The organism is Serratia sp. TSA_7, from assembly GCF_052692135.1.
Genome location: NZ_JBQZFU010000001.1, coordinates 1,251,322 through 1,277,617 on the forward strand (window position 1 = coordinate 1,251,322; position 26,296 = coordinate 1,277,617).

The 26,296-nt window shown below is 57.3% G+C and carries 24 protein-coding genes and 1 riboswitch; of the genes, 11 read left to right on the forward strand and 13 right to left on the reverse strand.

Features of this window, described 5'->3' with window-relative positions; translation table 11 throughout:
- Positions 1-71: 71 nt before the first annotated feature.
- A complete protein-coding gene (locus tag ACUTQW_RS05975) occupies positions 72-884 on the reverse strand; it encodes an AraC family transcriptional regulator (protein WP_006325544.1) in 813 nt (270 codons plus the stop codon).
- A 186-nt stretch (positions 885-1,070) separates the two neighbouring features.
- Between ACUTQW_RS05975 and ACUTQW_RS05980 the strand changes: the two genes are divergently transcribed.
- The 3 genes from ACUTQW_RS05980 (at position 1,071) to ACUTQW_RS05990 (ending at position 5,261) form a co-directional block, all read left to right on the forward strand.
- A complete protein-coding gene (locus tag ACUTQW_RS05980; protein WP_198640320.1) occupies positions 1,071-2,561 on the forward strand; it encodes an efflux transporter outer membrane subunit in 1,491 nt (496 codons plus the stop codon).
- Between the two features lie 89 nt (positions 2,562-2,650).
- Complete coding sequence (locus tag ACUTQW_RS05985) at positions 2,651-3,682, forward strand: HlyD family secretion protein (protein WP_232808036.1); 1,032 nt, start codon at positions 2,651-2,653, stop codon at positions 3,680-3,682.
- The gene (locus ACUTQW_RS05990) at positions 3,675-5,261 is read left to right on the forward strand and encodes a DHA2 family efflux MFS transporter permease subunit (RefSeq protein ID WP_037432973.1); all 1,587 of its coding nucleotides are present in this window, start codon (positions 3,675-3,677) and stop codon (positions 5,259-5,261) included. Before ACUTQW_RS05985 ends, ACUTQW_RS05990 begins: the two co-directional genes overlap by 8 nt.
- A 3-nt stretch (positions 5,262-5,264) precedes the next feature.
- Here the strand turns inward: ACUTQW_RS05990 and ACUTQW_RS05995 are convergent, their stop codons facing one another.
- The 7 genes from ACUTQW_RS05995 to ACUTQW_RS06025 all read right to left on the reverse strand — a co-directional run bounded on the left by ACUTQW_RS05995 (position 5,265) and on the right by ACUTQW_RS06025 (position 11,653).
- Positions 5,265-6,032: an AraC family transcriptional regulator gene (locus ACUTQW_RS05995; protein WP_020439110.1), complete on the reverse strand. Its 768-nt coding sequence runs from the start codon at positions 6,030-6,032 to the stop codon at positions 5,265-5,267.
- A gap of 102 nt (positions 6,033-6,134) precedes the next feature.
- Complete coding sequence (locus ACUTQW_RS06000; RefSeq protein ID WP_004944862.1) at positions 6,135-7,511, reverse strand: cation diffusion facilitator family transporter; 1,377 nt, start codon at positions 7,509-7,511, stop codon at positions 6,135-6,137.
- A 26-nt stretch (positions 7,512-7,537) separates the two neighbouring features.
- Complete coding sequence (locus tag ACUTQW_RS06005; protein WP_006325553.1) at positions 7,538-7,717, reverse strand: hypothetical protein; 180 nt, start codon at positions 7,715-7,717, stop codon at positions 7,538-7,540.
- 112 nt (positions 7,718-7,829) lie between these two features.
- Positions 7,830-7,922, reverse strand: coding sequence for a protein MgtS (gene mgtS / locus ACUTQW_RS06010; protein WP_013813036.1), 93 nt, complete (start codon positions 7,920-7,922; stop codon positions 7,830-7,832).
- A gap of 144 nt (positions 7,923-8,066) precedes the next feature.
- On the reverse strand, positions 8,067-9,086 hold the full coding sequence (gene mgtE, locus ACUTQW_RS06015; RefSeq protein ID WP_020439111.1) for a magnesium transporter: 1,020 nt from the start codon (positions 9,084-9,086) through the stop codon (positions 8,067-8,069).
- Positions 9,087-9,161: 75 nt separating this feature from the next.
- Positions 9,162-9,335, reverse strand: a riboswitch (M-box (ykoK) riboswitch).
- 148 nt (positions 9,336-9,483) lie between these two features.
- On the reverse strand, positions 9,484-11,148 hold the full coding sequence (locus ACUTQW_RS06020; RefSeq protein WP_445654820.1) for an ABC transporter substrate-binding protein: 1,665 nt from the start codon (positions 11,146-11,148) through the stop codon (positions 9,484-9,486).
- A 109-nt stretch (positions 11,149-11,257) separates the two neighbouring features.
- Entirely contained in the window at positions 11,258-11,653 is a 396-nt protein-coding gene (locus ACUTQW_RS06025; RefSeq protein ID WP_064799922.1) for a VOC family protein, read from the reverse strand.
- Between the two features lie 121 nt (positions 11,654-11,774).
- Here ACUTQW_RS06025 and ACUTQW_RS06030 point away from each other — a divergent pair, with 121 nt between their 5' ends.
- The 5 genes from ACUTQW_RS06030 to fusA all read left to right on the forward strand — a co-directional run bounded on the left by ACUTQW_RS06030 (position 11,775) and on the right by fusA (position 18,876).
- Positions 11,775-12,677 carry a LysR substrate-binding domain-containing protein gene (locus tag ACUTQW_RS06030; RefSeq protein WP_445654821.1) on the forward strand — a complete coding sequence of 301 codons (903 nt, stop codon included), beginning with the start codon at positions 11,775-11,777 and terminating at the stop codon, positions 12,675-12,677.
- 232 nt (positions 12,678-12,909) lie between these two features.
- Positions 12,910-13,926: an iron ABC transporter substrate-binding protein gene (locus tag ACUTQW_RS06035; protein ID WP_020439114.1), complete on the forward strand. Its 1,017-nt coding sequence runs from the start codon at positions 12,910-12,912 to the stop codon at positions 13,924-13,926.
- 25 nt (positions 13,927-13,951) lie between these two features.
- Positions 13,952-15,535, forward strand: a complete 1,584-nt coding sequence (locus ACUTQW_RS06040; RefSeq protein WP_004944879.1) for an ABC transporter permease — start codon at positions 13,952-13,954, stop codon at positions 15,533-15,535.
- Entirely contained in the window at positions 15,532-16,569 is a 1,038-nt protein-coding gene (locus ACUTQW_RS06045; RefSeq protein ID WP_004944882.1) for an ABC transporter ATP-binding protein, read from the forward strand. Before ACUTQW_RS06040 ends, ACUTQW_RS06045 begins: the two co-directional genes overlap by 4 nt.
- A 201-nt stretch (positions 16,570-16,770) precedes the next feature.
- Positions 16,771-18,876 (forward strand): elongation factor G, encoded by a 2,106-nt coding sequence (gene fusA / locus ACUTQW_RS06050; RefSeq protein WP_020439115.1) that lies wholly within the window; start codon positions 16,771-16,773, stop codon positions 18,874-18,876.
- Between the two features lie 39 nt (positions 18,877-18,915).
- On the opposite strand, the gene ACUTQW_RS06055 is transcribed toward fusA, so the two are convergent.
- Together ACUTQW_RS06055 and ACUTQW_RS06060 are read right to left on the reverse strand one after the other, a co-directional pair.
- The gene (locus tag ACUTQW_RS06055) at positions 18,916-19,878 is read right to left on the reverse strand and encodes a DMT family transporter (RefSeq protein ID WP_006325564.1); all 963 of its coding nucleotides are present in this window, start codon (positions 19,876-19,878) and stop codon (positions 18,916-18,918) included.
- Between the two features lie 132 nt (positions 19,879-20,010).
- A complete protein-coding gene (locus ACUTQW_RS06060) occupies positions 20,011-20,673 on the reverse strand; it encodes a DUF2239 family protein (RefSeq protein ID WP_020439116.1) in 663 nt (220 codons plus the stop codon).
- Positions 20,674-20,973: 300 nt separating this feature from the next.
- On the opposite strand from ACUTQW_RS06060, the gene ACUTQW_RS06065 reads away from it, so the two are divergent.
- On the forward strand, positions 20,974-21,396 hold the full coding sequence (locus ACUTQW_RS06065) for a GIY-YIG nuclease family protein (RefSeq protein WP_231106908.1): 423 nt from the start codon (positions 20,974-20,976) through the stop codon (positions 21,394-21,396).
- The gene (locus tag ACUTQW_RS06070; protein WP_006325569.1) at positions 21,396-21,812 is read left to right on the forward strand and encodes a MarR family winged helix-turn-helix transcriptional regulator; all 417 of its coding nucleotides are present in this window, start codon (positions 21,396-21,398) and stop codon (positions 21,810-21,812) included. Before ACUTQW_RS06065 ends, ACUTQW_RS06070 begins: the two co-directional genes overlap by 1 nt.
- A gap of 82 nt (positions 21,813-21,894) precedes the next feature.
- Here the strand turns inward: ACUTQW_RS06070 and ACUTQW_RS06075 are convergent, their stop codons facing one another.
- A complete protein-coding gene (locus ACUTQW_RS06075; protein ID WP_004944894.1) occupies positions 21,895-22,722 on the reverse strand; it encodes an AraC family transcriptional regulator in 828 nt (275 codons plus the stop codon).
- A gap of 235 nt (positions 22,723-22,957) precedes the next feature.
- Between ACUTQW_RS06075 and ACUTQW_RS06080 the strand changes: the two genes are divergently transcribed.
- Positions 22,958-24,391 carry an NAD-dependent succinate-semialdehyde dehydrogenase gene (locus tag ACUTQW_RS06080; protein WP_006325571.1) on the forward strand — a complete coding sequence of 478 codons (1,434 nt, stop codon included), beginning with the start codon at positions 22,958-22,960 and terminating at the stop codon, positions 24,389-24,391.
- Positions 24,392-24,480: 89 nt separating this feature from the next.
- Here the strand turns inward: ACUTQW_RS06080 and ACUTQW_RS06085 are convergent, their stop codons facing one another.
- Both ACUTQW_RS06085 and ACUTQW_RS06090 read right to left on the reverse strand, forming a co-directional pair.
- Positions 24,481-25,386, reverse strand: a complete 906-nt coding sequence (locus ACUTQW_RS06085; protein WP_020439118.1) for an alpha/beta hydrolase — start codon at positions 25,384-25,386, stop codon at positions 24,481-24,483.
- Complete coding sequence (locus ACUTQW_RS06090) at positions 25,376-26,272, reverse strand: alpha/beta fold hydrolase (RefSeq protein WP_006325574.1); 897 nt, start codon at positions 26,270-26,272, stop codon at positions 25,376-25,378. Before ACUTQW_RS06090 ends, ACUTQW_RS06085 begins: the two co-directional genes overlap by 11 nt.
- Between the last annotated feature and the right edge of the window lie 24 nt (positions 26,273-26,296).

The window sequence follows — 26,296 nt, forward strand, 5'->3', positions numbered from 1 at the left end:
CCTTGGTTAACAGGAGCCCAGCATAGTTGACCCGGCGGGCGGCAATCTTGAATGATTGTGCAACTTCGCGCTTAACCTCCGTTGATAAACTTCAGCCAGCGGCCAGGAGAAACGCCAAAATTGCTGACAAATTGGCGCGTCATGTGGCTTTGATCCGCAAATCCCGCATCGATTGAAATATCTGCCAGATTATGGCCCGCCAACATCCGCCGTCTGCAATGTTCAAGACGACGCATAGTGACGTAGCGGTAGGGGCTGGTGCCAAACAGCGCCCGAAAATCCCGGCTCAGACTCCAGCGATCTCGGCCGCTGATCAAAGAAAGCTCATCCAGGGTAATATTTTTATCGAAACAGGAATGGATATATTCCCTTGCCCTTTCAGCCGCCTGGTAGTCAAACGCCCGCCGCTGATAGCGTTGCCCCCCGACAGCGGCAAGGGTTTGCGCCAGGTCATAAAGCGCATCCTCTTCCTCAAGCGTTTCAAACGGATCCTCCATGGCCTTGAGCAAGGGTTGAGCCGCAGCAAAGAGTCTTGGGTCATCGGAAAGACCGCCCGGAATAAAAGGCAACGGCTTGCCGCCGAGTATCTTTTGGATTAATGCAGGCTCGATATAAACCATGCGGTATTGAAATCCCTCCTCCGTACCCGCCTCTCCGTCATGGACCTCATCCGGATGCAATACCAGGGTGCCGCCGGGCAGGCTATGACGCCTGCCGCCACGATAGTTGAAACTTTGCACACCGGACAACGTGCGGCCAATGGCGTAGGTGTCGTGGCGATGGAGCTCATAACCATGGCCACCGAAAAAAGCTTCGATACGCTCAATTTGCATTGGGGACCGGGCCGGTTTTACCCAGTCTTGCAGGTCTTTACTTCGTGACATGGGGAGATACCTGCGTCTGTCGAGACAACGATTATTGGAAGAAAGCTATTGATAATCGCTAAAGCTCACGTTGGCTAGTCGGCCCGTTAAAAATGACCATTTCAAGATAATGAAAGTCGAAATCTCGGCATAAAGACAGTGTCTTACCCGGTAATCTGGACGCATTCTCATTGAAGAGTGTGACGCATGTTGATATCCAAAAGGCTGACGATTGCCTTACTTCCCTTGTTATCTGCCGGCTGCGTGGTGGGCCCAGGTCAACCTCCCCTCACGACTCTGCCGCTCACGGCTGAGCCTTTGGCAAAAACTAGAACTATCATGCCGGATAAATGGTGGTCTTTGTATCAGGATCCCGGCTTAAACCAGGCTGTCGAGCAGGCGTTGAGCAACAACCGAGATCTGCGTGCGGCAGCGGCAAATCTGCTTGCGGCCCGGGCACTTCTGCGTGAAACCGATGCGCAAAAACTGCCCAGCACAAGTTTCGCTGCCAAGGGGGGATATGGCAGTTCGCTCGAGGATCAAATCGAGGCGGCGTTAGGTCAGAGCGACAATATCCGCACCGGCAGCCGCTATAGCGCAGGGATCGATCTGCAGTGGGAACTCGACCTGTTCGGCCGCCTGCGCTCAGGGTCCAGCGCGGCACAGGCAAACGCGGAGTCTGCTCAGGCCGAAGAAGACGGTGTGCGCGTATGGGTTGCCGCCGAAACAACCCGAGCCTGGCTCAGCGCCTGCAGCTACGGTCAACGGATCGGTATTGCTCAACAGGCTTTGGCGCTGGTCGAGCAAGGGCAGCAGATTACCGAAGCACTGCGTCAATCCGGGGCCGGTGTCGCGCTGGATGTGGTTCGTGCTCAAGGTTTGGTGTACCAGACTCGCGCCGAACTGCCGCTGTTGAAAGCCAAGCGTCAGCGCGTATTGGCTGAACTCGCGGTGTTAATGGGCCGCCTGCCTGCCAATCCCCCCGAACAGGCGCTTGCCTGCCTAAAACCGCCAACGCTGGCGTATCGCGGTTTGCCTGAAAACGACGGCTTAGCCCTGTTACGCCGTCGCCCCGATGTGCGCGAGGCACAACAACAGCTTGCCGCTGCAACGGCCAATATTCGCGTAGCGACCACCGATCTCTATCCGCGTATTTCGCTGGGAGCCAACATGCTCAGCTCCGCTCACCAGCCTGAAGATTGGGGTAACAGCGGCGCCACCGTCTGGAGCATCGGGCCGCTGATCTCATGGTCCTTCCCTAACGTTACGCAGGCCCGGGCGCGTATCGCTCAGGCTGGCGCCAAGGAAAATGCGGCACTCGCGCATTTTGACGGCACGATTTTGGCTGCGCTGAAAGAGGTACAGGTGAGTCTGACAAGCTATGACTTGGCCCTGCAGCGGCAAAAACTCCTTCAACAGGCAGCCGAAAACAGTCGACAAGCGCTGAAGCTATCGACGCTCGCCTATCAGGACGGTGCGGCAACCGCTCTCGACTATCTCGACAATCAACGCAACGACGTCGCCGTTCAGAGTGCGTTGGCGCGCGCAAATACGCGGGTGATTGAGGCTCAGGTGACGTTATTTAAAGCCCTGGGTGGCGGGTGGCAGCAGGCTCCCTCAGTGGTGCTCCCGGTACCTCAGCGGTTTAAAACCGCCTCCAGCATTTTATTTCCTCCTGTTTTTAAAAGAGAATCATAATAATGACCGAAAATACTTCGCCTGCTAAAAAGCCGTTTTTTGCTGCCCGACGCGCAAAACCCCGGCCCCGAACTCTGGCCGGCATCCTGTTGGTTACCCTATTGGTGTTGGCTTGGGGTATTTACTGGTGGACCACTGGCCGCTGGATGATCGAGACCGATGATGCCTATGCGCGCGCCGACATTGTCACGCTGGCCCCCCGCATCAACGGCTATCTGGTCGCCGTGGAGGTTAGGGACAATCAACAGGTGAAAGCCGGTCAGGTCCTGGCCCGAATCGATTCCCGCGATTATCAGGCCAACGTTGATCTGGCCGAGGCCGCAGTCGCGGCGGCGGTTGCCGAAAATGACGTGAAACAGGCCCGTATCGCCAATCTGGCCGCTCGCCAGCAACAGCAGACAAGCCTGATTGCAGAAGCTCAAGCCGCTGTCCGCGCCGCCGCCGCAGAGTCAAATCGCTCGGCCTTGGAGGACCAGCGCCAGCATCGCCTGGCTCGCCAAAACATCAGCAGTGCCCAACAGGTAGAATCGGCTGACGCGGATGCCCGTAAAACCGCCGCACAACTGGCGCAGGCCGAGGCGCGACTCGCCAGCCAGCAGCAGGCGCTGTCCGTACTCGCCAGCAGCCAACAGGCTACCGAGGCCGAGCGAGACAAGGCGAAAGCCATGCGGACGCAAGCGCAAGCCATGCTGACGATCGCACGCATTAATCTGGCGAGTACCCGGATTGTCAGTCCGATCGACGGTACTGTAGGTCAGCATGCTTTGCGGGCCGGCCAATATGCCGAGACGGGTTCGCCGCTGCTTGCGGTGGTTCCCGGCAATACTTACGTGATTGCCAACTTTAAGGAAACGCAAATTGACCAAATGCGGATTGACCAACCTGCCAAGGTACGTGTCGACGCGTTTGATGGACAGGTTTTCAAGGGTGAGGTCGAGAGCTTTTCCCCTGCGTCTGGGGCGCAATTTGCGCTGCTTCCCCCGGATAACGCCACCGGCAACTTTACCAAAATCGTCCAGCGGATGCCGGTGCGAATTCGCCTTGATGCCGGCCAGCCAAGGGTTGAACAGGTTCGCCCCGGAATGTCGGTAATGGTGACGGTGGACACCCGTCATGAGTAGCCGTCTCTCAACCCAGACCACCGTCATGCCCAACACGGACAAAATCTCGTTACGCACCTGGGTGGCCGTATTGGGCAGCGTCGTCGGGTGTTTCATGGCTGGCATGAACGTACACGTCACCAACGCCTCATTACCCGACGTGCGGGGTTCGCTGGGCGCCACCTTTGAAGAAGGATCCTGGATCACCACCGCCTATCTGGTGGCCGAAATCATCATCATCCCGATAACCGGGTGGTTAGTCTCGATATTTTCCATGCGCCGCGTACTGATGGTAGGGACGTCTGGATTTATACTTTTCTCCATGGCCTGCTCGCTGGCGCCCAATATTCAGACCATGATCCTCGCCCGTGCGCTGCAGGGCGCGTTTGGCGGCGTGCTGATCCCCTTGTCGTTTCAGCTAATCGTCGGCGAATTGCCCCCCCACAAGCATTCTCTCGGCATGGCGCTGTTTGCGGTGGCTAACAATGTTGCGCAGGCAGCAGGCCCTTCACTGGGCGGTTGGTTAACCGATGTCTACTCATGGCGCTGGATATTTTATCTGCAAGTGCCACCAGGGATATTGCTGCTGGCTGCCATTGGCTGGTCGGTCAAACCGCAATCGATGAGGCTTGAGAAACTCAAACAGGGTGACTGGTGGGGAATTATCACCATGGCGATTGGCCTTTCCTCGCTGCAGATCATGCTGGAGGAAGGCGGACGAGAGGACTGGTTTGCTTCGTCTTTTATCGTCAATTGCACCTTGCTGGCCGTGTTGGGCATTGCCGGTTTTATTTACGCGGAGCTTAAGAGCAAGACGCCGTTCATTAATTTGCGCTTACTGGGCCGCTATAATTTCGGTCTCGCCAGTCTGATGCAGTTTTGCTTCGGCGCGGTGGTGTTTGGCGTAGTGTTTCTGGTGCCTAACTATTTCGCCGAAGTTCACGGTTACAACGCCAGCCAGATCGGGGCAATGATGATCCCTTACGGCATTATTCAATTTATCATGTCGTTCGCTACGCCTCGACTGATGCGTTGGACCAGCGCCCGCACGGCAATCGTGGCCGGATTCTTGATTACCGGCCTCGGGTGCCTGATGAACATTCACCTCAATCCTGATGCGGCTTATAACGTCATTGTTCCTTCGCTGATCGTGCGCGGCATCGGGCAATCGTTAGTGGTGGTGGCGCTGGGAGTGATGGCAATTCAGGGGCTGGAAAAGGATCAGGTAGGATCGGCATCGGGGCTTTTTTCGATGGTGCGCAACATAGGCGGGGCTATCGGTATCGCCCTTTCCAGCCAGATCGTGGTTGAACGTGAAAAACTGCATGCGCAGCGCATTGGCGAATCGGTGACCTCTTTTGCTCAGGCGACGCAGGAACGGTTGGTCGAGACCGTCAGAATGCTCTCGCACGCTCATCTCGATCACGCCACGGCCCTGTACGGCGCGGGGGCGGCAAGATTGCGCCTGCAGGCTTTGGGGGTGCTTGATCAGATCGTGCGTCGCGATGCCCTGCTACTGGCCTACAGCGACGCTTTTTACATTGCCGGTCTGGCAATGCTGGCCTGCGTGCTGGCTGGGTTCTTTTTGCGAAAAAATTGATCGTTAACGATAAAACTCAGAAGGCCGCAATCCAAACTGGCGTTTAAAGGCGGCGGCAAAGGCGCTTTGGCTTTCGTAACCGTTCTGCAGCGCCACCTGCACAATCGGCATGCCTTGAGCCAGGCATTCGAGTGACAAAAGCAGGCGCGCCTGCTGCCGCCAACGCCCAAAGGTGATGCCGGTTTGCCGCTGAAACTGACGATGGAACGTCTTGGCGCTCATCGCTAAATCAGCGGCCCAGTCATCGGCGGCGCGATTATCGGCGGGATCTTCGGACAGTGTCTGGCAGACGCGCAGTATCCGCGCATCCTGCGGCCAGGGAAGATTAAAGGGCAGTACGGGCAAAGAACATAATTCATCAAGGATAAAACGCATCAAACGGCCGTTGCGGCTTTCCAGATCATAATGGCCCGTGACTTTGGTCGCGGCAAGGATCAACTCACGCAGCAAAGGTGAAATCTCGATCACGCAGTCAACGTCGGGTAATCCGGGGATAGCATCCTGATTGACGAAAATACTGCGCATTCGCGCCACCCCGCGCATGCGCACGGTGTGGCTGACGCCCGCTATCAACCACACGCCCCGGCTCGGCGGGACGACCCAACGGCCTACATCCGTTTCAATAACCAACACCCCTTCCACCGCATAAACCAACTGCGAACGCCGATGGCTATGCGCGGGGATCACGTGACCGTTGGAGTAATCGACGGCAACGCCGGTGACGGGCATCGTGATGGAATCATGGTAGTGATCGGAAGCAAACTCGGCCATCGCTCGTCCTCGGGATTCAAACAGCAATACCAACCTGTTGGTTTATCGCTATTTTATCTTGTTTGGGCCTTTATTGTCATCCCACGGTCGCCGCATGCAGGCTCACAAAGCGGGTTTGATCGGTTCCACGTGCCCCACTGCCCGCGAAATGGTGGGGTAAAGTGCCCGCAGTTGGCGTTCTATGTGGTCCACTGCGTCGTGAGCCGCCACAATGGACGCGGCCGGCGACACCCGGCAATGGAAATTGACGATAATGCCATCTGCCGTTTTCCGCGCCCGAATGTTATGTACGTCCTGCACCATTTCCCCCTTTTCCACCGCAATTCGCAAGATCTGGCGGATATTTGCCAGTTCATCCGGCTCTACGTCCTCACTGGCGATCCAATGAGGCATCTGCGGTTCAAGATGAGTTTCGATCTCCGTGTCTTCGCCGATAGCCTGGCGCAGAAGGTTTTCAATCTCGCTGGCGATATCGTGCGCCTGCGCCACGCTGGCGCTGGCCGGCACCGCCAGATCCATGCTGATCGACATGCGTTCCGGCAGTTGCTGCAACGCCACATTTTGCACCACCGCACCGTGATTGGCGGCAATCACCCGGATGCGGGTCGCCATGTCTTCATCGCTGCGGGTTTGCGGGTTGGCAATCACCGTGGCTTCGGCGTGGGCATACTGCCGCTCCAACCGCTCGGCGATGGACTGCTTCAGCGCGTTGATGCGCTCCAGCGGCAAGGTGCGGCAGACGGCGACGGTCACCTCGATAAACAGGGCCGCACCGGCGTTGCGAATGCGGATATTCTCGGTCGCCAATATCGCCGGAAAACTATCCAGTAACGTGCCGATCTCCTCTTTGGCACCGGCAGGCGCTGTGTCCATCAACGAATCGAACGAACGTTTGCCTAACTTCAAGGCAGCGACCACGATAAAACCTGCAACGATCAACGCCGCAATCGCATCTGCGCGGGTGAACCCCAGCAACACGAATACCATCCCCAGCAGCACCACGGCGGAGGACAACATATCGGAGAAGAAGTGCAGCGCGTCGGCTTCCAACGCCGCGCTGTCGGTGGCTTTCGCCACGCGATTCAGCGCCTTGACGCGGAAATAGTCGACCACAATCGAGATCAACAGCACGGCAATCACCACCGGCGCGGCGATAATCTCATGCGGCTGCCCCAGCAGGCTGGTGCCGGCCTCATAAACAATCCAACCCGCAGCGCCCAACAGCAGCAGCACTTCAAACAACGCCGCCAGATTTTCGACTTTGCCGTGACCAAAATGGTGGTCCTCATCGGCCGGTTTGTCGCTGATGCGCACCGCCAGCCAGGTAATGCTGGTGGCGACAAAATCGGTGAAAGAGTGTATCCCTTCGGAAATAAGGCCAATACTGCCGGTAAAAATACCCGCAGCAAATTTGCCGGTCGCCAATAACCCACTGGCTATCATCGAGTTTCTGGCCACGGACTGTTTTTCATTTTGCATAGTACGGCTCACATTCGCATTGGAATTTATTTTTTAATTTTTGCAGACAATTGCCAGACAAAAGCAACCAGCAGCATACTACCCGAGAATGTCAGCATTAAACTAGACAGGAATTCTGATTTTCCGGTTGAATAAAAATAAATCTCATTAACACCCACAGAGATCATTAAAATGGCATAAAGCAAACCAAGAATAAAAATAATCATTATCGTTTCACTCGTTAAAACCGCAGGCGGCGGTCAGAGTTTTATCGGTATCCTCCCCGTCGTAAATAAAACACTTCGGGGAGGATGCATTCCGGCGGTTCTTCAACGTTCATTAATCATCCCATTTGGTGCTCATATAGGCGGCTAACAGACCTAGTGAGCTGATGATGCTCAGGAATCCTACAAAAATTGTCATGTTTCCCATTATTATTTCCTCAATTAACGGTTATCGATAAAAACCTCTTTAATTAAAAAGTGGGTTAAAAGATTATTCATTGCGATTAACGCGCCTCCTTATTGGGTGAGATAAAATGTCCGCTCCGGCAGCGACACGAAGCGGATTTTCGGTTTAAATATGCAGAATGTGCTGGGCAATTTTGAAATAGATAATCAGGCCAGTGCCATCTATAAAGGTGGCGATAAAGGGTGCGGACACCACCGCCGGATCTATCCCCAATTTTTTCAGCAACATAGGGATAATCGAAGACACAATCGCGCTCCAGACGGTGATCGCCACCAGCGACAGGCTGACGACCATAGTCACGTCCATTCCCACCCCCATGATCCACGCGCGAACCCAGGCGGCGACGCCGATAGTGGCGGCTATCAGCAGCGAGGTGGATACCTCTTTGCGGATCACCGAGCCCAGATTGCGCAGGCTGACTTCGCCAAGCGCCATGGCGCGTACCAGTGTGGACGTGATCTGCGTACCGCTGTTACCGCCGGTGCCAATCAGCAGCGGGATGAAGAACGCCAGGGCGATCGCCGCCTCCAGTTGGTCTTCAAACGCCTTCAGTACGTTGCCGGTGTAAGCTTCGGCGACGAACAGCATCAGCAGCCAAACCGAGCGTTTGCGCCATAACGCCCAAGGGCTGGTTTCCAGATAAGGCTTGTCCAGCGGCAAGCTGGCGCCCTGTCGTTGTGCATCCTCGGTGTTTTCATCCTCAATCAGTTGGGCGATTTCTTTTTCCCCCAACACCCCAACCAAGGTTTTATTCACCACCACCGGCACTACATCCAGCCCGCCCTTACCCAATAAATGGGCGACGTCATTACGATCGTCGTCGGGCGATACCTGGAAATAGCTGTGGTTAATCATTACCCCAACGGCTTTATCATCGTCCGCGCACTGCAACAATTTTTTAACCGACAGCGTGCCGCGCAATTGATAATCGTCGGCGGTGACAAACAGTTGAGCCGGAATTTCATCCGTTTTAAGTTGTGAAAGAAAATATTCTTTGGCTTTATTGACCGTCATATTACCGGGAACGGTAATAAAATCGGCGTTCATATAGTTTGCTATCGAGGATTCATCCAGCACGTCAGCATTGGCCAGCGCCGGAGATGAGTAATTTTGATGTGACTTCATTATGTTAGTCCCTATTTCTGTTTAAACTTCAACAGCGAATCGCATAGGGGCGTTAACCACAGAGGGAGTGCAGACAGCCTATCTCCGCGTCCAGGTTTTAGCACTATACAACGTATCTGATGTATCTATCAGAAGTTACCTTGGGCTAAACCTTAATCCGATAAAGCCTGTCTTAACCTTGGGCATCTCTCGATGTCGTCAGATCAGTAACCTGTGTTTGTATAGGAGCCTCGCCAAACGAGATACTGCATATAAACTACGGGAGGCATTATAGACGCGGTTTTTTGGCGGCGGGCGTAAATCTGGCCGGCCGTTTATGAAACATTTAGAAAAAACTATTTTAACCGTAAAGATAATAAAAAGGGGGAAGAAAAATCCCACCCCCATTATTGCGACATCAGTGAGCGATAATATAGGCGTTCTTGTCGTACAGCGGCCCCTGTCGGGTAAAATCGATGCCTTTCACATAGGGTTTGACCAGCGTGGCGTTGGCTTCGTAATAAACCGGCGCCACCGGCGTATCCACCGCCAACCTCTCCTCGGCCTGTTGGAAATAGTGCTGTACCTGCTGCGGCGTCTTCGCCGCAGTGGCCTGATGCAACAACCGATCGTAATTCTCGTTGGCATATTTGGCGGAGTTTTCACTGCTGGTAGATCGGAAGACATTCAGGAAGGTGGACGGATCGTTGTAGTCTGCCAGCCAGCGAGAAAAAGCAACGCTGTAATGCCCATTGTTGATGTTATCCAGCGTCACCTTGCGCTCCTGGCTTTGCAACGTAGCATTAACTCCCAGGTTCTTTTTCCACATCGCGCTGCTGGCGATGACAATCTTCTTGATGGTGGCGTCATTGCTGTACAACAGATTGAACTGCAACGGGCGCTCGGCGTTGAATCCGGCCTCCGCCAGCAGCTTTTTCGCCTGGGCGACCCGTTGCTCCTGCGACCACCCCGCCGCCTCACCGGCCTTCAGCGTAAAACCGCCGGCCCCGGAGGGGGTAAAGGTCCAGGCCGCTTGCTGGCCGTAGCCCAACACCTTGGTGGCGATGACCTCTTTGTCCAGCGCCAGATTTAACGCCTGCCGCACCCGTACGTCATTAAAAGGGGCCTGCCGGGTGTTAAAGGCAAAATAGCTGGTGGAGAGTAACGGATAAGTCACCAGTTGTTCCTCACCCAGGCTCTTTTTCAACTGCTGATAGAGTTCCGGCGGGGTGCTATAGCCCAGCTCGATCTCCCCAGCCCGGAAGCGCGCCACCTCGGGGAATCCTTGCAGCGGCAGGAAAGTCACTTTGTTAAGCGCCGTATGGGCGTTGTCCCAATACTGAGTGTTACGCTCCACCACCACTTTTTCGTTCACCACCCACTGCGTTAACCTGAAAGCGCCGTTGCTGACGAAATTCTGCGGTTGCGTCCAGTTTTTGCCGTATTTTTCCACCGCCTTGCGGTTCACCGGCAACACAGGGAAATGCACCAACTGTTTGAGCAGATAGGAGTTCGGCTCAGACAGTATGACCTGCAGGGTATTGGCATCCAGCGCCTTCACCCCCAACTCCGTCGGCGGTTTGCTGCCGGCATTAATCTCCGCAGCGTTAAGCACATAGGCCGAGGCCAGATAGCTGCCGTACGGCGAGGCGGTTTTGGGATCGGTCAGGCGACGCCAACTGAAGACGAAATCCTCGGCGGTAACCGGATCGCCGTTCGACCATTTGGCTTCCGGGCGCAGATGGAAGGTCCAGACATTGCCCTGGTTTTCCCATTGGGTGGCCAGCGCGGGAATAACCTCGCCGTTTTTCCCCACCCGCAACAATCCTTCGAACAGGTCATTGAAGATATTAAACTCCACGTTGCTTTCAGCCAGATTGGGATCCAGCGTCGCAGGCTCATAGCCATTGGCTCGCACCAGTTCCTGCGTGGCCGCTAGCTTGACGCCCACCGGCACTTCGGCAGCATGAGCCGGTGAAGCGGCTTGCAATGAAAGGAAGATTAGACTGGCTAGTCCGTTAAATCTGAATGAATATTTCACGCCTTTATCCCTTATTGGTGTTTTGTCGACGCTCATATTCATTGAAGCAGCTGAATAAATTAAATGATTAATCGCTATGACTCATAACCAAAAGCCGTGATGAATTTCTTTCATTATCAAATAAATACCCGCCAACATGGCGGGTATCGGTTTACAGCGCTTGAAACAGCGTCAGTTGCAATCCGGCCGGCGCTTCCAGCCGGTTATTGATTGAATTGAAGGGCGTAACCCGTGGCTCGGACAACACCTGCGCGCCACCCTGCGCCAGACTGGCCGTGGTTGCGGCAATATCGGTCACCTCAAATGCCACCCGGATCCAACCGGAGACGCGCTCTCCCACCTCTATCTGGTCGATATAGGCGGCGGTGGAGGGCTCCACCAGCTCCAGCGTGGCCTTGCCCGCTTCGAGGATCGCCACCCTGCCGCTGTCTGGCGGCACCGCATCGGCCTGGGTCAACCCCAGTCGATCGCGGTAGAAAGCCAAGGCGTTATCAAAATCTTCGGTGGTGATCACCAGACGTAGCTGTTTTACCGATGATGCAGACATGGTTATCTCCTGGTTATTTGGCTGAGTAATTTTCATCTGTTAACCTGCATACAGAAAATAACCTGCCACCAAATGGCAATTCAAAGTCATAGTTCTCATCCAAAGATGAAAATAGCTCATCATGAAAAGAAAACTGCCGCCCCTGGGGTCACTACGGGCTTTTGACGCGGTCGCCAGACTGCAGAGTTTTAAACTGGCTGCGGAAGAAATTGGCGTTTCGCCGACGGCCATCAGCCACCAAATTCGGCTGCTGGAGAGCCTGCTGGGCGTCAGCGTGTTCGAAAGAACGCCGCGCAAGGTGGAATTGACCGCCGACGGCAAGATCCTGCAACAGGCCAGCGCGCAGGCGTTCAACCTGTTGCAGACGGCGGTGGAGAATATCGGTGAACGCCAGCGGCCGGCGGTGTTGACGTTATCCGCTACCACGGCGCTGATCACCCACTGGCTGGTGCCGCGTTTGCCGGCGTTGATGCGGCAGTTTCCCTCCATCGACCTGCGGTTGCACGCCGATGATCGCATTGTGGATTTGCGCAGCAAACAGATTGATGTGGCGATCCGCTACGGCAACAGGCCGGATGACCCGCTGTCGCCGCGATTGCTGCAACAGGACCGCTTCGTGCTGGTCGTCAGCCCGCGGTTGAATGTCGTTTCAATCGCGGATCTGTTGCAAACCACGTTGATACACATCGATGGTCGCCAGGTGCCGCAACCGTCCCCCGACTGGCCGCGTTGGCGCAGCGAGTTTGGCCCGGCGGCGCTGACGGTCGACGCCGGCCCGCGCTTTACCGACGAAGCCCACGCCATTCAGGCGGCAATCGCCGGCCAGGGCGCGGTTATCGCCAGCCGACTGATGGTGCAGCATGCGCTGGAGAGTGGCGTGCTGGTAGCGCCGTTCGAGCACTCGCTGCCGGGCGCTGCGCATTATTTTGTCAGCAACCCCGACGGCAAGCACAGCCGCGCCGTAGCGCAACTGGCAGACTGGTTTGCGGTTGAGATGGCGGCTCCTGAGAAGGCGAACGCATGAGGAGATATTTTCAACTGCATGAATTCTGTCGACATTAGGCAATCAGTTCAGAGTATTCAGGCTGAAGCTTAATTTTTCCTTAAGGCGAGTTAATTTATGAGCGAATGCAAAAAATAATTTAATACGAATCGTTTTCACTATCATTATGACTGTTCTTGGCTACAATCGGGCCTGCTTGCGCTCGCCAGGCGATATTCGCTTTTCTTCTTCGACCTCTAAAAAGGATAACAGTATGAAGCTGCGTCTTTCTTCTCTAGGCCCCGTTGCCCTGCTCGCCTCATCAATGATGCTGGCGTTTTCCGCTCATGCGGCCCCTGCCGATGACGGCATCGTTATTTATAACGCTCAGCATGAAAACCTGGTGAAATCCTGGGTGGATGGCTTTACCAAAGACACCGGCATCAAGGTGACTCTGCGCAACGGCGGTGACAGTGAGTTGGGTAACCAACTGGTGCAGGAAGGCAGCGCATCCCCCGCCGACGTTTTCCTGACGGAGAACTCCCCGGCGATGGTGTTGGTGGACAACGCCAAACTGTTTGCCCCGCTGGATGCCGCGACGCTGGCGCAGGTTGAACCGCAGTACCGCCCGCAGCATGGCCGCTGGATCGGCATCGCCGCCCGTTCAACCGTATTCGTCTACAACCCGGCCAAACTGACCGAAGCGCAATTGCCTAAATCGCTGCTGGATCTGGCCAAGCCGGAATGGAAAGGCCGTTGGGCCGCTTCGCCATCCGGTGCGGATTTCCAGGCGATCGTCAGCGCGCTGTTGGAGCTGAAAGGCGAAAAAGCCACGCTGGAATGGCTGAAAGCGATGAAAACCAACTTTACCGCCTATAAGGGCAACAGCACGGTGATGAAAGCGGTCAATGCCGGCCAAATCGACAGCGGCGTGATCTATCACTATTATCCGTTCGTCGACGGTGCCAAGACCGGCGAAAACAGCAAAAACGTCAAACTTTATTACTTCAAACACCAGGATCCGGGCGCGTTCGTCAGCACCTCCGGAGGTGGCGTGCTGGCTTCCAGCAAACACCAACAACAGGCTCAGGCCTTCGTGAAGTGGATCACCGGCAAGAACGGCCAGGACATTCTGCGTACCAATAACGCCTTCGAATATGCGGTAGGCGTGAACGCGGCTTCCAATCCTAAACTGGTGCCACTGAAAGAGCTGGGCGCGCCGAAAATCGACGCTTCGCAGTTGAACGGTAAAAAAGTAGTTGAACTGATGACCGAGGCCGGGCTGCTGTAAGCCGGTTGTAGAGAGTTTTTACCTTATGTCGAATATTGGCCTTAACGCCACCGGCGCAACGCCGCGTTACACCACCACCCGGCTGCATCAGCGGCCGGGGTTGTTTATCGTGGCGGCTGCCCTTTTGCTTTCCCTGCTGGCCCTGTTGCCGCTGGGATTTGTCGTCAGCGTGGCGTTTGAAACCGGCTGGCAGACGGTAAAAGCTCTGGTATTCCGCCCCCGAGTGGCCGAACTGTTGCTCAATACCCTGCTACTGGTGGTCTTCACGCTGCCAATTTGCGCCATTCTGGGGGTCACGCTGGCCTGGCTCACGGAGCGCACCACGCTGCCGGGCCGCCGCATCTGGTCGCTGCTGGCGACCGCGCCGCTGGCGGTTCCGGCATTTGTGCAAAGCTATGCCTGGATCAGCCTGGTGCCCTCGATGCATGGGCTGGGCGCCGGGGTATTCATTTCGGTCCTCGCCTACTTTCCGTTTATTTATCTGCCGGCCGCAGCGGTGCTGCGCCGCCTGGATCCCGGCATTGAAGACGTCGCCACTTCGCTCGGCACCCGTCCGTTGGCGGTGTTTTTCCGCGTGGTGCTGCCGCAGCTCAAACTGGCGACCTGGGGCGGATCGTTACTGATCGCGCTGCATCTGCTGGCGGAATACGGCCTGTACGCCATGATCCGTTTCGACACCTTCACCACCGCCATTTTCGATCAGTTCCAGTCCACCTTTAACGGCCCGGCAGCCAACATGCTGGCCGGGGTGCTGGTGCTGTGTTGCCTGGGTTTACTGCTGCTGGAGGCCGCCAGCCGAGGCCGCGCGCGTTATGCCCGAGTAGGCTCCGGCAGTGCCCGCAGCCAAACCCCCTACCGCCTGGGGCCGGTGACGACTCTGCTTGCCCTGCTACTGCCGTTGAGCCTTAGCGCGCTGGCGCTGGGCGTGCCCTTTATCACTCTGGCCCGCTGGCTGACGCTGGGCGGGATCGAGGTCTGGCGCAATGCGGATTTACTGCCCGCGTTGCTGCAAACGCTGTCGCTGGCCGCCAGCGGTGCGTTGCTGATCACGCTGTGCGCCATCCCGATGGCCTGGCTGTCGGTTCGTTATCCGGCTCGGCTGTATCGGCTGCTGGAAGGCTGCAATTACGTCACCAGTTCGCTGCCCGGCATCGTGGTGGCGCTGGCGCTGGTGACCATTACCATTCACAGTTTCCGGCCGATTTATCAGACGGAAATCACCCTGCTGTTGGCCTACTTGCTGATGTTTATGCCACGGGCATTGATCAACCTGCGTGCAGGCATTGCCCAGGCTCCGGTGGAGTTGGAAAACGTGGCGCGCAGCCTTGGCCGTTCGCCGGCGCAGGCGCTGTGGAGCACCACTTTGCGGCTGGCCGCACCCGGCGCGGCTGCCGGTGCAGCCTTGGTGTTTCTGGCGATAGCCAATGAGCTGACCGCGACGCTGCTGCTGGCGCCGAACGGTACCCGCACGCTGGCGACCGGCTTCTGGGCGCTGACCAGCGAGATCGACTACGTGGCGGCTGCACCTTACGCACTGATTATGGTGGCGTTATCGCTGCCATTGACCTGGCTTCTTTATTCTCAATCTAAACGCACGGCGGGATTATGAGTACGCTTCAACTGCAGGCTATCGGTAAGTCCTATAATTCGGTCAAGGTGCTGGAGCACGTGGATTTGCAGGTGGCACAGGGCAGCCGCACCGCGATTGTCGGCCCTTCCGGCTCGGGAAAAACCACCTTGCTGCGCATTATCGCCGGCTTTGAAATACCGGACAGCGGCCAGGTTATCTTGCAGGGCCTGCCGATGGCCAACGGCAGCGGCTGGGTGCCGGCGCACCTGCGCGGCATTGGCTTTGTACCGCAAGACGGCGCGCTGTTTCCGCACTTTACCGTGGCCGGGAATATCGGTTTCGGCCTGAAGGGCAGCAAGCGTGACAAGCAGCGACGCATTGATGCGTTGATGGACATGGTGGCGCTGGATCGGCGGCTGGGCGCGCTGTGGCCGCATGAGCTTTCCGGCGGGCAACAGCAGCGGGTGGCGCTGGCGCGCGCGCTGTCCCAGCAACCCAAGCTGATGCTGTTGGACGAGCCCTTCTCCGCCCTGGATACCGGCCTGCGTGCCGCCACCCGTAAAGCGGTGGCGGAGCTGCTGGCGGAAGCCAAGGTGGCGTCAATTCTGGTGACCCACGATCAGACGGAAGCGCTGTCGTTTGCCGATCAGGTCGCGGTGATGCGCAATGGCCGGCTGGCGCAGGTGGGTCCGCCGCAGGATCTCTATCTGCGACCGGTGGATGAGCCGACCGCCACCTTCCTGGGGGAAACCCTGGTACTTTCGGCCAAACTTGAACACGGCTGGGCCGATTGCGTTCTGGGCCGAATTGCGGTGGACGATCGCCAGCGCCAGGGGCCTGCCCGCATCATGCTGCGCCCGGAACAGATCCAAATCAGCCTGTCCGAGCCGACGCAACAGGGCCAGGCGGTGGTCACCAGCATCGATTTCGCCGGTTTTGTCTCGACCCTCAACCTGCGCATGAGCGGCAGCGACGCCGCTATCGAAATAAAAACCGTCAGCCGTGAAGGCATCCGCGCCGGTTCCCAAGTCAGCCTGAATATCATCGGGCAGGCGCATATCTTTGCCGGGTAACGTTATGGGGCGGCTCGCCGCCCCGAACATTCAGGCTTCACCTATCGCAGCCATTGCTTAGTAAATCGCCCTTCATCAACTACGATTATTCTGTGACCGATTCATTCACGTGAAGGTCCAGAAGGTAACCCATTGAGGATTATCATAATTATTCATGCTATTTAAGCCGCCCTTCTTTAACGCGGCTAAGAAAGGTTAATTATGGCACGTACTACCCCTATCGAACGCTACCGCAATATCGGCATCTCGGCGCACATTGATGCCGGCAAAACCACCACCACCGAGCGGATTCTGTTTTACACCGGGGTCAGTCACAAGCTGGGCGAAGTGCACGATGGCGCGGCCACCATGGATTGGATGGCGCAGGAACAAGAGCGCGGCATCACCATTACCTCGGCGGCGACCACCTGCTTCTGGAACGGCATGCAGCATAATTATCCGCAGCACCGCATCAATATTATCGATACCCCAGGGCACGTTGACTTTACCATCGAGGTCGAGCGCTCTATGCGCGTGCTGGATGGCGCAGTCATGGTCTACGACTCGGTGGGCGGCGTGCAGCCGCAGTCAGAAACCGTCTGGCGGCAGGCCAATAAATATAAAGTGCCGCGGCTGGCGTTCGTCAACAAAATGGACCGCGTCGGCGCCGACTTCTTCCGCGTGCGCAAAATGATGATCGAACGTTTGAAAGCCAATCCGGTGCCGATCGTCATCCCGATTGGCGCCGAAGACCACTTCACCGGCGTGGTGGATTTGGTGCGCATGAAGGCCATCCTGTGGGACGAAGCCTCGCAGGGCATGAGTTTCAGTTTTGAAGAGATCCCGGCTGAGCTGCGCGATTCCGCGCAAGAATGGCGGGATAAAATGATCGAAGCCGCCGCCGAAGGCTCGGAAGAGCTGATGGACAAATACCTCAACCAGCAACCGCTGAACGAAGAAGAGATTGTTCGCGGCCTGCGCCTGCGCACCATAGCCGGTGAAATCCAGCCGATGCTGTGCGGCTCGGCCTTCCGCAACAAAGGCGTGCAGCGCATGCTCGACGCGGTGATCGAACTCATGCCCTCGCCGCTCGACGTGCCGCCGATGGAAGGCCATGACGAGCACGACAATATCGTCATCCGCCGGGCCGCCGACGACGAAAAATTCTCGGCGCTGGCGTTCAAGCTGATGACCGACCCCTTCGTGGGCCAACTGACCTTCATTCGGGTGTATTCCGGCGTGCTGGCCAAAGGCAACAGCGTCTATAACCCGATTAAAGACAAAAAAGAGCGCATTGGCCGTATCGTGCAGATGCACGCCAACGACCGCAAAGAGGTCGAAGAACTGCACGCCGGTGATATCGCCGCCTGCGTGGGGCTGAAAGACGTCACCACCGGCGACACCCTGTGCGACCCTAACGGTATCATCACGCTGGAGAAAATGGTGTTCCCGGAACCGGTAATTGCGCAGGCGATTGAACCGAAAACCAAAGCCGACCAGGAAAAAATGGGCATCGCGCTGCAGCGCCTCACCTCCGAGGACCCGTCGTTCCGCGTACGCACCGACGAAGATTCCGGTCAAACCATTATTTACGGCATGGGCGAGCTGCATCTGGAAATTATCGTCGATCGCATGCGCCGTGAATTTGGCGTGGCGACCACCACCGGCAAACCGCAGGTCTCTTACCGCGAAACCATCCGCAAACGCGTGGTCGACGTGGAGGGCAAATTTGTGCGGCAGTCCGGCGGTAAAGGCCAATATGGCCACGTGGTGTTGACGGTGGAACCGAACGAACCGGGCAAAGGCTTCGAGTTCTTCGATGAAATCAAGGGCGGCGTGATCCCGGGCGAGTATATTCCTGCGGTGAAAAAAGGCGTGCTGGAAGCGCTGAATAACGGCGTGCTGGCCGGTTATCAGATGGTTGACGTCAAAGTGCATCTGACCTTCGGCTCATACCACGACGTCGATTCCTCTGAGCAAGCCTTCCGCATGGCGGCGATCTTTGGCTTTAGAGAAGCCTGCCGCGCGGCTGACCCGGTGATCCTGGAGCCTATCATGGCGGTAGAAGTGGAAACGCCGGAAGACTATGCCGGCAGCGTGATGGGCGACCTGTCGTCGCGGCGCGGTCTGGTGCAAGGCATGGAGGATATCCCCGGCGGCGGCGGCAAGGAGATCCGCGCCAAGGTACCGCTGTCCGAGATGTTTGGTTACTCAACCACCCTGCGTTCGATGTCGCAAGGCCGCGCGACTTACACCATGGAGTTCAGCCACTACGCCGAAGCGCCGCGCAACGTGGCCGAAGAGATCATTAACCACAGTAAACGTTAAGCGGTTCACCGCCTGCCGCCTTCGCGGCAGGCGTGGCGCTTATCGTTCTGCCAACCGCACTACCACCGGCTGCGGCTTGATGCGCATCGCGGACACCACCCCGATCATCAGACAGGCGATACCGCACAGCGTCAACAGCGGCGGCCACGCCTGGCGCAACATGAAGGTGTAGGCCAGCCCCGCCAGAATTTCGAAGACAATCAGCGGCCCCACCAGCACCGTCGGCAAGCGCTGGCTCGCCTCATTCCAGCACAACGCACCTATCCACGAGCAGAATATACCGATGACAATCATCAAGGGGACGAAGACACCCGGCCTTGGCCCGAACGGCAGCGCAAACGCCGGCTGAGTGAGGGCCAACTGGCCGCAAACCAACAGGTAACCTGCCAACGCCAGCGGCAAGGTGACTACCCCCTGCGCCGTCGCCCAGGTGGCCGGTCTTTGGTCTGGATTTTCCCGCAGCCAGCGGGCATTGCGCAGCGGGAACCAGGTCCAGCAGGCCACCGCCAACAGCGCCAGCCCCAATCCGCTGATATAGCGCCAGAGATCGAGCGGTGCCGTATTGCCCTTCAGTTCGGCGACGTTGACGAACGCCAGCCCACAGGCGATCAACACCAGCGCCGGCGTTAACTTCCGCCAGGAAAGCCGCCCGTCATGCCGGCTGTAGAACAGGTTGGCGGTCACCGAAATCACCACCGGCAACGTGCCGATAATCATGGTGGACACCGGCGCCCCGGTGCGTTGAATGGCGCTTGCCAGGCACAGGTAATACAGCAGATTGCCGATCGCCGTCAGTTTGAGCGCCTCGAGCCAGTCTTTACGCTTCAGCTTTTGCAACCGGCGGCGATCAAGCCATGCCAACGGCAAGGCGATCAGGCCAAAGGCCAGGTAGCGCCCGGTGGACTGTAACGCCGCAGGATATTCGGGGATCAATACCGGGCCGACAAAAATCAGCCCCCACATCAGCCCGGCAGAGAGGGCAAATAACACGCCAACAAACATAGTGACTCCAGCAACCCGTGAATGAATTTCAGGAGCAGCCTAGCCTAATTCCTCATGGCAATATTGTAGCAGGTTGCTGTTTTAGCGAGTCGACCTGGGAAACGACGTTGAGCCTGTTTTTATGGTGATATTTTAGCCGGCCTTAGTAGCTCTCTTGGTTGGTTGATCTGATAAACCGAAAGCCAGGCGTAGAGTATGAGTTTTGATGTCGACAGGCCATGCTGCAATGCATTGTTCAAGTTTGGTACGATTGTCTGCGAAGAGTGCGCGAATTCCCTCCTCGTAGCCAGGCAAGTCTCCGGCGATCGCCTGCATGAACTGATAAGCAGCCTCATGAGCTGCCCGTTTTTGTTCACGCGCCCCCTCCGAGTGCATGGCTTCGTCTACCAGACGCCTGAGTATAGCGGATGCGCTGCCGGGTCGGGTGGTTAACCAGTCCCATTGACTGGGCAGTAAGGTTACCTCACGAGCAACGACACCTAACTTTGGTCTACCCCGTCCTTTCGATTCTGCAGAATCGTCTTCCACCGTCTCTGCCGACTTGTCCCGGCGGGTGGCATAACGCCCCGTGAATTGCTGGGGAGGACAGGAAAGCCTCTCTACAACATCGGCATCAGACCCTCGCAGGTCCAAGTCGATCACGCTGCCTGTCATATCATCAAAAACAAGAAATGTTCTTAACGATCCCTTTTCGAGCTCATTTTTAACGGCAAGTGCAACTTCGACCAACGGACCTGAGAACAGCAAATGTTGGTCACCAAAGGCTGTCGAAGCCTTCGACAGGTATTCAGACATGCATTTAACCTCAATGGGATGTTAAGGGGCCTTAATATACCCGGATAAAATTAATAGTAAATATTATGAAGACAGCTTCATTCTGATTAGTCACCTTTTTGACGACATCCGCGAAACTTGCAACCACCGGTGACTCATAACAACAGTAAATTCAGACTATAACCCCATTTAGCGATGATGACAGACCCTCTCCCGGGGCTGTCTGCCCCATTCACCATCAACCCCAAATTTTCATGCGGTATAGCGACAGGAATATTTACCCGGGTATTATTGACAGGGAATATTATCCGGGTATTATTCGTGAAAACGCATACCGCTGACAGCAACACCATGACTTACCTGAAACGAAGAGGAGGGATGATGACAGACAAACAAGCGCTGAAACGGCAGTACCTGGACACGAAAACCCGAGCGGGGGTGTATGCGATCCGTAACAAGATTACGGGGCGAGTATTGGTTGCAGGCAGTGCTAACGTTCAAGGAACACTCAACCGGCATCGTTTTGAACTGCGATATGCACAACATCGGAACATGAGACTTGCGCAGGATTGGGTTGAGCATGGTGAGAGTAACTTTCTCTTTGAGGTACTCGACAGGGTTAAAGCCAGTGAAGATCCCGCTTTCGATGCCGCGCGGGAATTGGAAATGTTGGTGAGCCTGTGGCGCCAGGAAATCCGCAGCCCCGACCAACTTAGCTACGACGAACCCAGGAAGAAGCCTTGATGAACACAAATCTCGATTTTTGTTTGGCGTTATATCGTGCTCAGGCCAGTCTGCAACTTAAGCTTGACGATGAATTGGGCACATATCATGGCATCAGCTTCAGTGACTTTACGCTACTGAATGTTATCGCGCGATCGGACGGCGATCGGGTCAATATATCAGTACTCGGGGAACAGATTGGTAAACCGCAATCAGCCGTAGTGCGTCAATTGATCGTTCTCGAAAAAATTGGCCTCGTAGCACGCGACAGCACCAATGGGCTTCGTCAGGTCGTGCTTCGCGCCCCCGGCCGTGTATTGGTGAACGTGGCGCGTGAAACGGCAGCGAGTGTTGGCACAAAAGCTCTCGAGTCATTTACCCCGGCAATGGTTGCAACTGTTTTCGCCGTAATGGTAACGCTGGCAAATGCATCTTAATGCTCTAATGAGCAACGTCGTCAGTATCAAAAAGTTGGGCATACCACAGCAGTACGACGACAACATACAAATGTGACGATACTTAGCGGGCCATGACCTGTTTTTGATAGCGCACTGGCGTGACGCCGTAACGGTTGGCGAAAGCGCGGGTTAAATGCGCCTGATCGGTTAGCCCCGCCGCCGCGGCTACCTGCGCGGCAGGCATGCCGCGCCCCAGCATCAACTTGGCTTGCGCAAGGCGGATCGCCATCAGCATCTGCTGGGGCGATACATGGTATTCGGCTTTGAATTTGCGCAAAAAATGGTACGGGCTGAGCGATACCAGCGCCGCCAACTGATCCAGCGTGATGGCAGCGGAAAAGTTATCGCGCAGGTAGGTTTTGACGATGTCAAAACGGTGCGCCGGCTCATCTTTCAGCGGCCGGGCGATACGTGCGTGGGGGCGGAAGATCGCCACCACTTGCAGCAGCAGGTCATCAATCGTCATCGGATCCCGGGCTTGCCACAGTGCGGCCAGCGTCGCCGAAAGTTGCCGCGCCGCCTGCGGATCCTGGCGTACCGCATCGGTAAACCAAAACCCCTGCTCGCCGGACAGCAACTCCAGCGCCCCGGGTTCAAGGTAGAGCATCCGGTAATTCCAGCCGCCGGCCGTTTCCGCCTCGCCGGTGTGCAGTTCATCCGGGTTCATCAATACCAGCGAACCCGGGGCCGCCAGATGCTGTGCCCCCCGGTAACGGAAGCGCTCGGCGCCGACATCGACGGTGCCGATGGCGAAAGCGTCGTGGGTATGCGGTTCGAAGACATAGCGTTCGATATGGGCGTGGTAAAGCTCTACGCCCGGCAATTGCGGCAATTGCCGGAACTGCGCGCAATCTTTTTCGAAGGGGAACTGCTGTGGAACACCCTGCACTCTGCCTCCATCGCCTGCACCCTACCGCCTTGCATCAAGGCCGAACCTGGCTTGTATGATAGTCAAACCAACGCCGTTTGAGTAGTGCGCACCGCAGTTCCCTGGACGATCGCGCTCATTCGGCGTAGGGTATTTTACCCATCGACTGGCGTCTGTTGATCGGCGTCAGCGGGTTTGATTATCCTGCCGCAGAGCGGGAAAACGGTGTTTAACCCCCTGAAAGTAAGAGGCAACAATGTATCCAGATACTCAACTCTATATTGACGGACAATGGCGCAACGCAATCGCCGGCAACACCATGCCGGTCACCAACCCCGCTACCGATGAGGTCATTGGCAACGTGGCGCACGCCGCACAGGCCGATCTCGATCTGGCGCTGGCCGCTACCGAACGCGGTTTTAAACTCTGGCGCGACACCTCCGCCTATCAGCGTGCCATCCTGATGCGTAAAGCCGCCGCCTTGCTGCGCGAACGCGCAGAATCTATCGCCGCCATCATGACGCAGGAACAAGGCAAACCGGTGGCGCAGGCCAAGGTTGAGATCCTTAACTCGGCGGACGTCATTGACTGGTTTGCCGGCGAAGCCAGCCGCACCTACGGCCAAATCATCCCTGCCCGCAGCCGCGATGTTCAACAGCAAACGCTTAAGCTGCCGGTCGGTCCGGTTGCCGCCTTTACGCCGTGGAACTTCCCGATCAACCAGATCGTGCGCAAGCTGTCCGCCGCGTTGGCCGCCGGTTGCTCGATCATCATCAAAGGCCCGGAAGAAACCCCGGCCTCGCCGGCAGAGCTGATCAGAGCCTTTGCCGACGCCGGCATCCCGGCCGGCGTGATCGCATTGGTGTACGGCACCCCGGCGGACATCTCCGAATACCTGATCCCGCACCCGACCATTCGCAAGATCTCGTTCACCGGCTCCACCCGCGTGGGCAAACATCTGGCAGCGCTGGCCGGGCAGCATATGAAAAAGGCCACCATGGAACTGGGCGGCCACGCGCCGGTGTTGATTTTCGACGATGCCGATCTCGACGCCGCCGTCAAAGAACTGGCACTGGCCAAGTTCCGCAACGCCGGCCAGGTCTGTATCGCCCCGACCCGTTTTCTAATCCAGCAAGGCGTCTATGAAGCCTTTGTAGAGAAATTCACCGCAGCGGTGCGCGACATCAAGCTGGGCAACGGGTTGGATGCAGGCGTGACCATGGGGCCGATGGTGCTGGAGCGCAGCGTCACAGCCATCGATGCCTTCGTGAAGGACGCCATCGACCAGGGCGCCAAGGCCAGCACCGGCGGCAACCGTCTGCCGGGCAGCGGCAACTTCTTTGAGCCAACGGTGCTGCGCGACGTCCCGCTGAGCGCGCGGGCGATGTCTGAGGAGCCGTTTGGCCCGGTCGCCCTGCTGCGTCCGTTCGCCACCTATGAGGAAGCGATAGCCGAGGCTAACCGCCTGCCTTACGGGCTGGCGGCCTACGCCTACAGCCGCAGCATCGCCACGGTAACCGCGCTGGGCCGCGATGTGGAAAGTGGCATGCTCAGCATCAACCATATCGGTTTCGGCCTGCCTGAAACGCCGTTTGGCGGGGTGAAAGACTCCGGTCACGGCACCGAAGGCGGCAGCGAGGCGATCGAATCCTATCTGGAGACCCGCTTCGTCACCGTCGCCGGCCGTTAGACGCCCATAGCTGGAAACGCCAATGCCCCGCAATTCCAATGCGGGGCATTAGTCACACCAGGTGCAGCTTTCAGCACACTAACAAAAGGTTAGACGGCCTTGTCGAACAGCACCCGCGCCGCCGGAGTTAACCCCAGCATATGGATGCAGGCATGCACCATGCCCGGCAACCGTTCGCAGCGCACCGCCACCCCGCTTTCATGCAACCGTTGCGCATACTGCTCGGCCTCATCGCGTAACGGATCGTACTCGCAGCTCAGAATGGTCGCCGGTGGCAACTGCCGCAAGGTTTCAGCATGCAATGGCTCGGCGTAAGGATTACGCGGTTTCCCCTCTTTACCCCGATACGTCTCCCAGCAAAACGCCATCACTTCCCGGGTCAAGAAATACCCCTGCGCGTAGTCGTCATAACTGGCGGTATTCATTGCACCGCTCAGCGCCGGATACAGCAACAGCTGATGCTCGATTTGCGGCCCTTCGCGGTCGCGGGCCAGCAAGGCCACGGCCGCCGCCAGATTGCCGCCTGCGCTGTCGCCGCCAACCGCGATGCGCCCGGCGAGAATCCCCAGTTCATCCGCCCGCTCAACCACTGCGCACAGTGCCTGGTAAAAATCCTCCAGCGGCCGAGGGAACGGATGCTCCGGCGCCAGCCGGTAATCGACCGACAGGATCAATCGGCCCGTGGCATTGGCCAGCGCCTGACAAGGCCGGTCATACAGCGCCAACGACCCCAGGCACCAGCCGCCGCCGTGGGCGTACAGCATGGCCGGCATGGGGCCTTTCTCCGCGCTCAGCGGTCGATAAGCACGAATGGCGATCTCATGGCCGTCGTTGGCGGTGACCGTAAAATCCCTCACGCCGCCGCTGGCTTCCGCTTCGCCCTGCAGTTGCAGCAGCCCGGCCTCGGCGGCGGCGCGCATCTCGGCCAGGGAACCGGGTGCCGCCGCACCTGCCGTATCCGCCAGAAAACGGGCAATCTGCGTATCAAGCGGCATAGGTCTGCGCCTCCGACAGGAATGGCACCACCAGGGCAATAAACGCCTCGTGACACTCTTCGGTAATAAAATGACCGCAGCCGGCGACCGTCTCGCCCCGCAGATCCACGGCGTTATCCCGCAACGTGACAAAAGGCGCATCGCCAGTGGCGTGCTCTGCGCCGATGGTCATCACCGGCATTTCGAGTCTGCTCTCGGCACGCCGCTGGTTTTGCCGCACGGTCTCGGGAATGGCGCGGTAGTAATCAAAACCGGCGCGCAGGCTGCCCGGTGCAGAATAAGCGGCAATATAGGTTTCTGCGGCTACCCGATCGCGGCGATAAGACCAACGGTTAAAGATGTAGCCGAGATACTCCCTCTCGCGCCCCAACGTCAACGCCTCCGGCAGATCCGCCAGTTGGTTGAACATGAAATGCCACAGGAAGATGTTTTGGTCCGGCGACACAAAAATCGGCGGTGCCGGCGCCAGCCCAGGGATCACCGCTTCGGTCAGCACCAGTCTTTCCACCGCCTGCGGATAGTCGCTGGCCATCGCATAGCCGATCCACATGCCAATATCGTGGCCGACCAATGAATAACTCGGGTGCCCAAGCTGCAGCATGGTCTGGTGCAGCACGGCGGCGACGCTGCCGGTGTCATAACCGCCGGTGGGTTTATCAGAATCGCCGATGCCCGGCGGATCTACCGCAATCGCCTTAAAACCGGCCGCTGCCAGCGCCTGCATCACATAGCGCCAGGTATACCAGGTCTGCGGCCAACCTGGGATCAGCAACACCGGCCGGCCTTCGCCGAGGGTGACGCAGTGAATACGGTTGCCGTTGACCCGTGCATAGACGTGTTCGGGTTCAGGTCCATTCAGCATGGACCCGTTATTTTGCATTTTCATGGGTGTTCTCCGTGGTGGAATAGC

What these genes read in the sequence shown, in the direction of transcription:
- ACUTQW_RS06045 (WP_004944882.1), top strand. Translation starts at nt 15,532, where the DNA reads ATGAGTACGCTTCAACTGCAGGCTATCGGTAAGTCCTATAATTCGGTC.
- ACUTQW_RS06085 (WP_020439118.1), bottom strand. Translation starts at nt 25,386, where the DNA reads ATGCCGCTTGATACGCAGATTGCCCGTTTTCTGGCGGATACGGCAGGT.
- ACUTQW_RS06060 (WP_020439116.1), bottom strand. Translation starts at nt 20,673, where the DNA reads ATGTCTGAATACCTGTCGAAGGCTTCGACAGCCTTTGGTGACCAACAT.
- ACUTQW_RS05980 (WP_198640320.1), top strand. Translation starts at nt 1,071, where the DNA reads ATGTTGATATCCAAAAGGCTGACGATTGCCTTACTTCCCTTGTTATCT.
- ACUTQW_RS06030 (WP_445654821.1), top strand. Translation starts at nt 11,775, where the DNA reads ATGAAAAGAAAACTGCCGCCCCTGGGGTCACTACGGGCTTTTGACGCG.
- ACUTQW_RS06005 (WP_006325553.1), bottom strand. Translation starts at nt 7,717, where the DNA reads ATGATTATTTTTATTCTTGGTTTGCTTTATGCCATTTTAATGATCTCT.
- ACUTQW_RS06025 (WP_064799922.1), bottom strand. Translation starts at nt 11,653, where the DNA reads ATGTCTGCATCATCGGTAAAACAGCTACGTCTGGTGATCACCACCGAA.
- ACUTQW_RS05990 (WP_037432973.1), top strand. Translation starts at nt 3,675, where the DNA reads ATGAGTAGCCGTCTCTCAACCCAGACCACCGTCATGCCCAACACGGAC.
- ACUTQW_RS06040 (WP_004944879.1), top strand. Translation starts at nt 13,952, where the DNA reads ATGTCGAATATTGGCCTTAACGCCACCGGCGCAACGCCGCGTTACACC.
- ACUTQW_RS05975 (WP_006325544.1), bottom strand. Translation starts at nt 884, where the DNA reads ATGTCACGAAGTAAAGACCTGCAAGACTGGGTAAAACCGGCCCGGTCC.
- ACUTQW_RS05995 (WP_020439110.1), bottom strand. Translation starts at nt 6,032, where the DNA reads ATGGCCGAGTTTGCTTCCGATCACTACCATGATTCCATCACGATGCCC.
- mgtE (WP_020439111.1), bottom strand. Translation starts at nt 9,086, where the DNA reads ATGAAGTCACATCAAAATTACTCATCTCCGGCGCTGGCCAATGCTGAC.
- ACUTQW_RS06080 (WP_006325571.1), top strand. Translation starts at nt 22,958, where the DNA reads ATGTATCCAGATACTCAACTCTATATTGACGGACAATGGCGCAACGCA.
- ACUTQW_RS06055 (WP_006325564.1), bottom strand. Translation starts at nt 19,878, where the DNA reads ATGTTTGTTGGCGTGTTATTTGCCCTCTCTGCCGGGCTGATGTGGGGG.
- ACUTQW_RS06035 (WP_020439114.1), top strand. Translation starts at nt 12,910, where the DNA reads ATGAAGCTGCGTCTTTCTTCTCTAGGCCCCGTTGCCCTGCTCGCCTCA.
- mgtS (WP_013813036.1), bottom strand. Translation starts at nt 7,922, where the DNA reads ATGGGAAACATGACAATTTTTGTAGGATTCCTGAGCATCATCAGCTCA.
- fusA (WP_020439115.1), top strand. Translation starts at nt 16,771, where the DNA reads ATGGCACGTACTACCCCTATCGAACGCTACCGCAATATCGGCATCTCG.
- ACUTQW_RS06090 (WP_006325574.1), bottom strand. Translation starts at nt 26,272, where the DNA reads ATGAAAATGCAAAATAACGGGTCCATGCTGAATGGACCTGAACCCGAA.
- ACUTQW_RS06070 (WP_006325569.1), top strand. Translation starts at nt 21,396, where the DNA reads ATGAACACAAATCTCGATTTTTGTTTGGCGTTATATCGTGCTCAGGCC.
- ACUTQW_RS06000 (WP_004944862.1), bottom strand. Translation starts at nt 7,511, where the DNA reads ATGCAAAATGAAAAACAGTCCGTGGCCAGAAACTCGATGATAGCCAGT.
- ACUTQW_RS06020 (WP_445654820.1), bottom strand. Translation starts at nt 11,148, where the DNA reads ATGAATATGAGCGTCGACAAAACACCAATAAGGGATAAAGGCGTGAAA.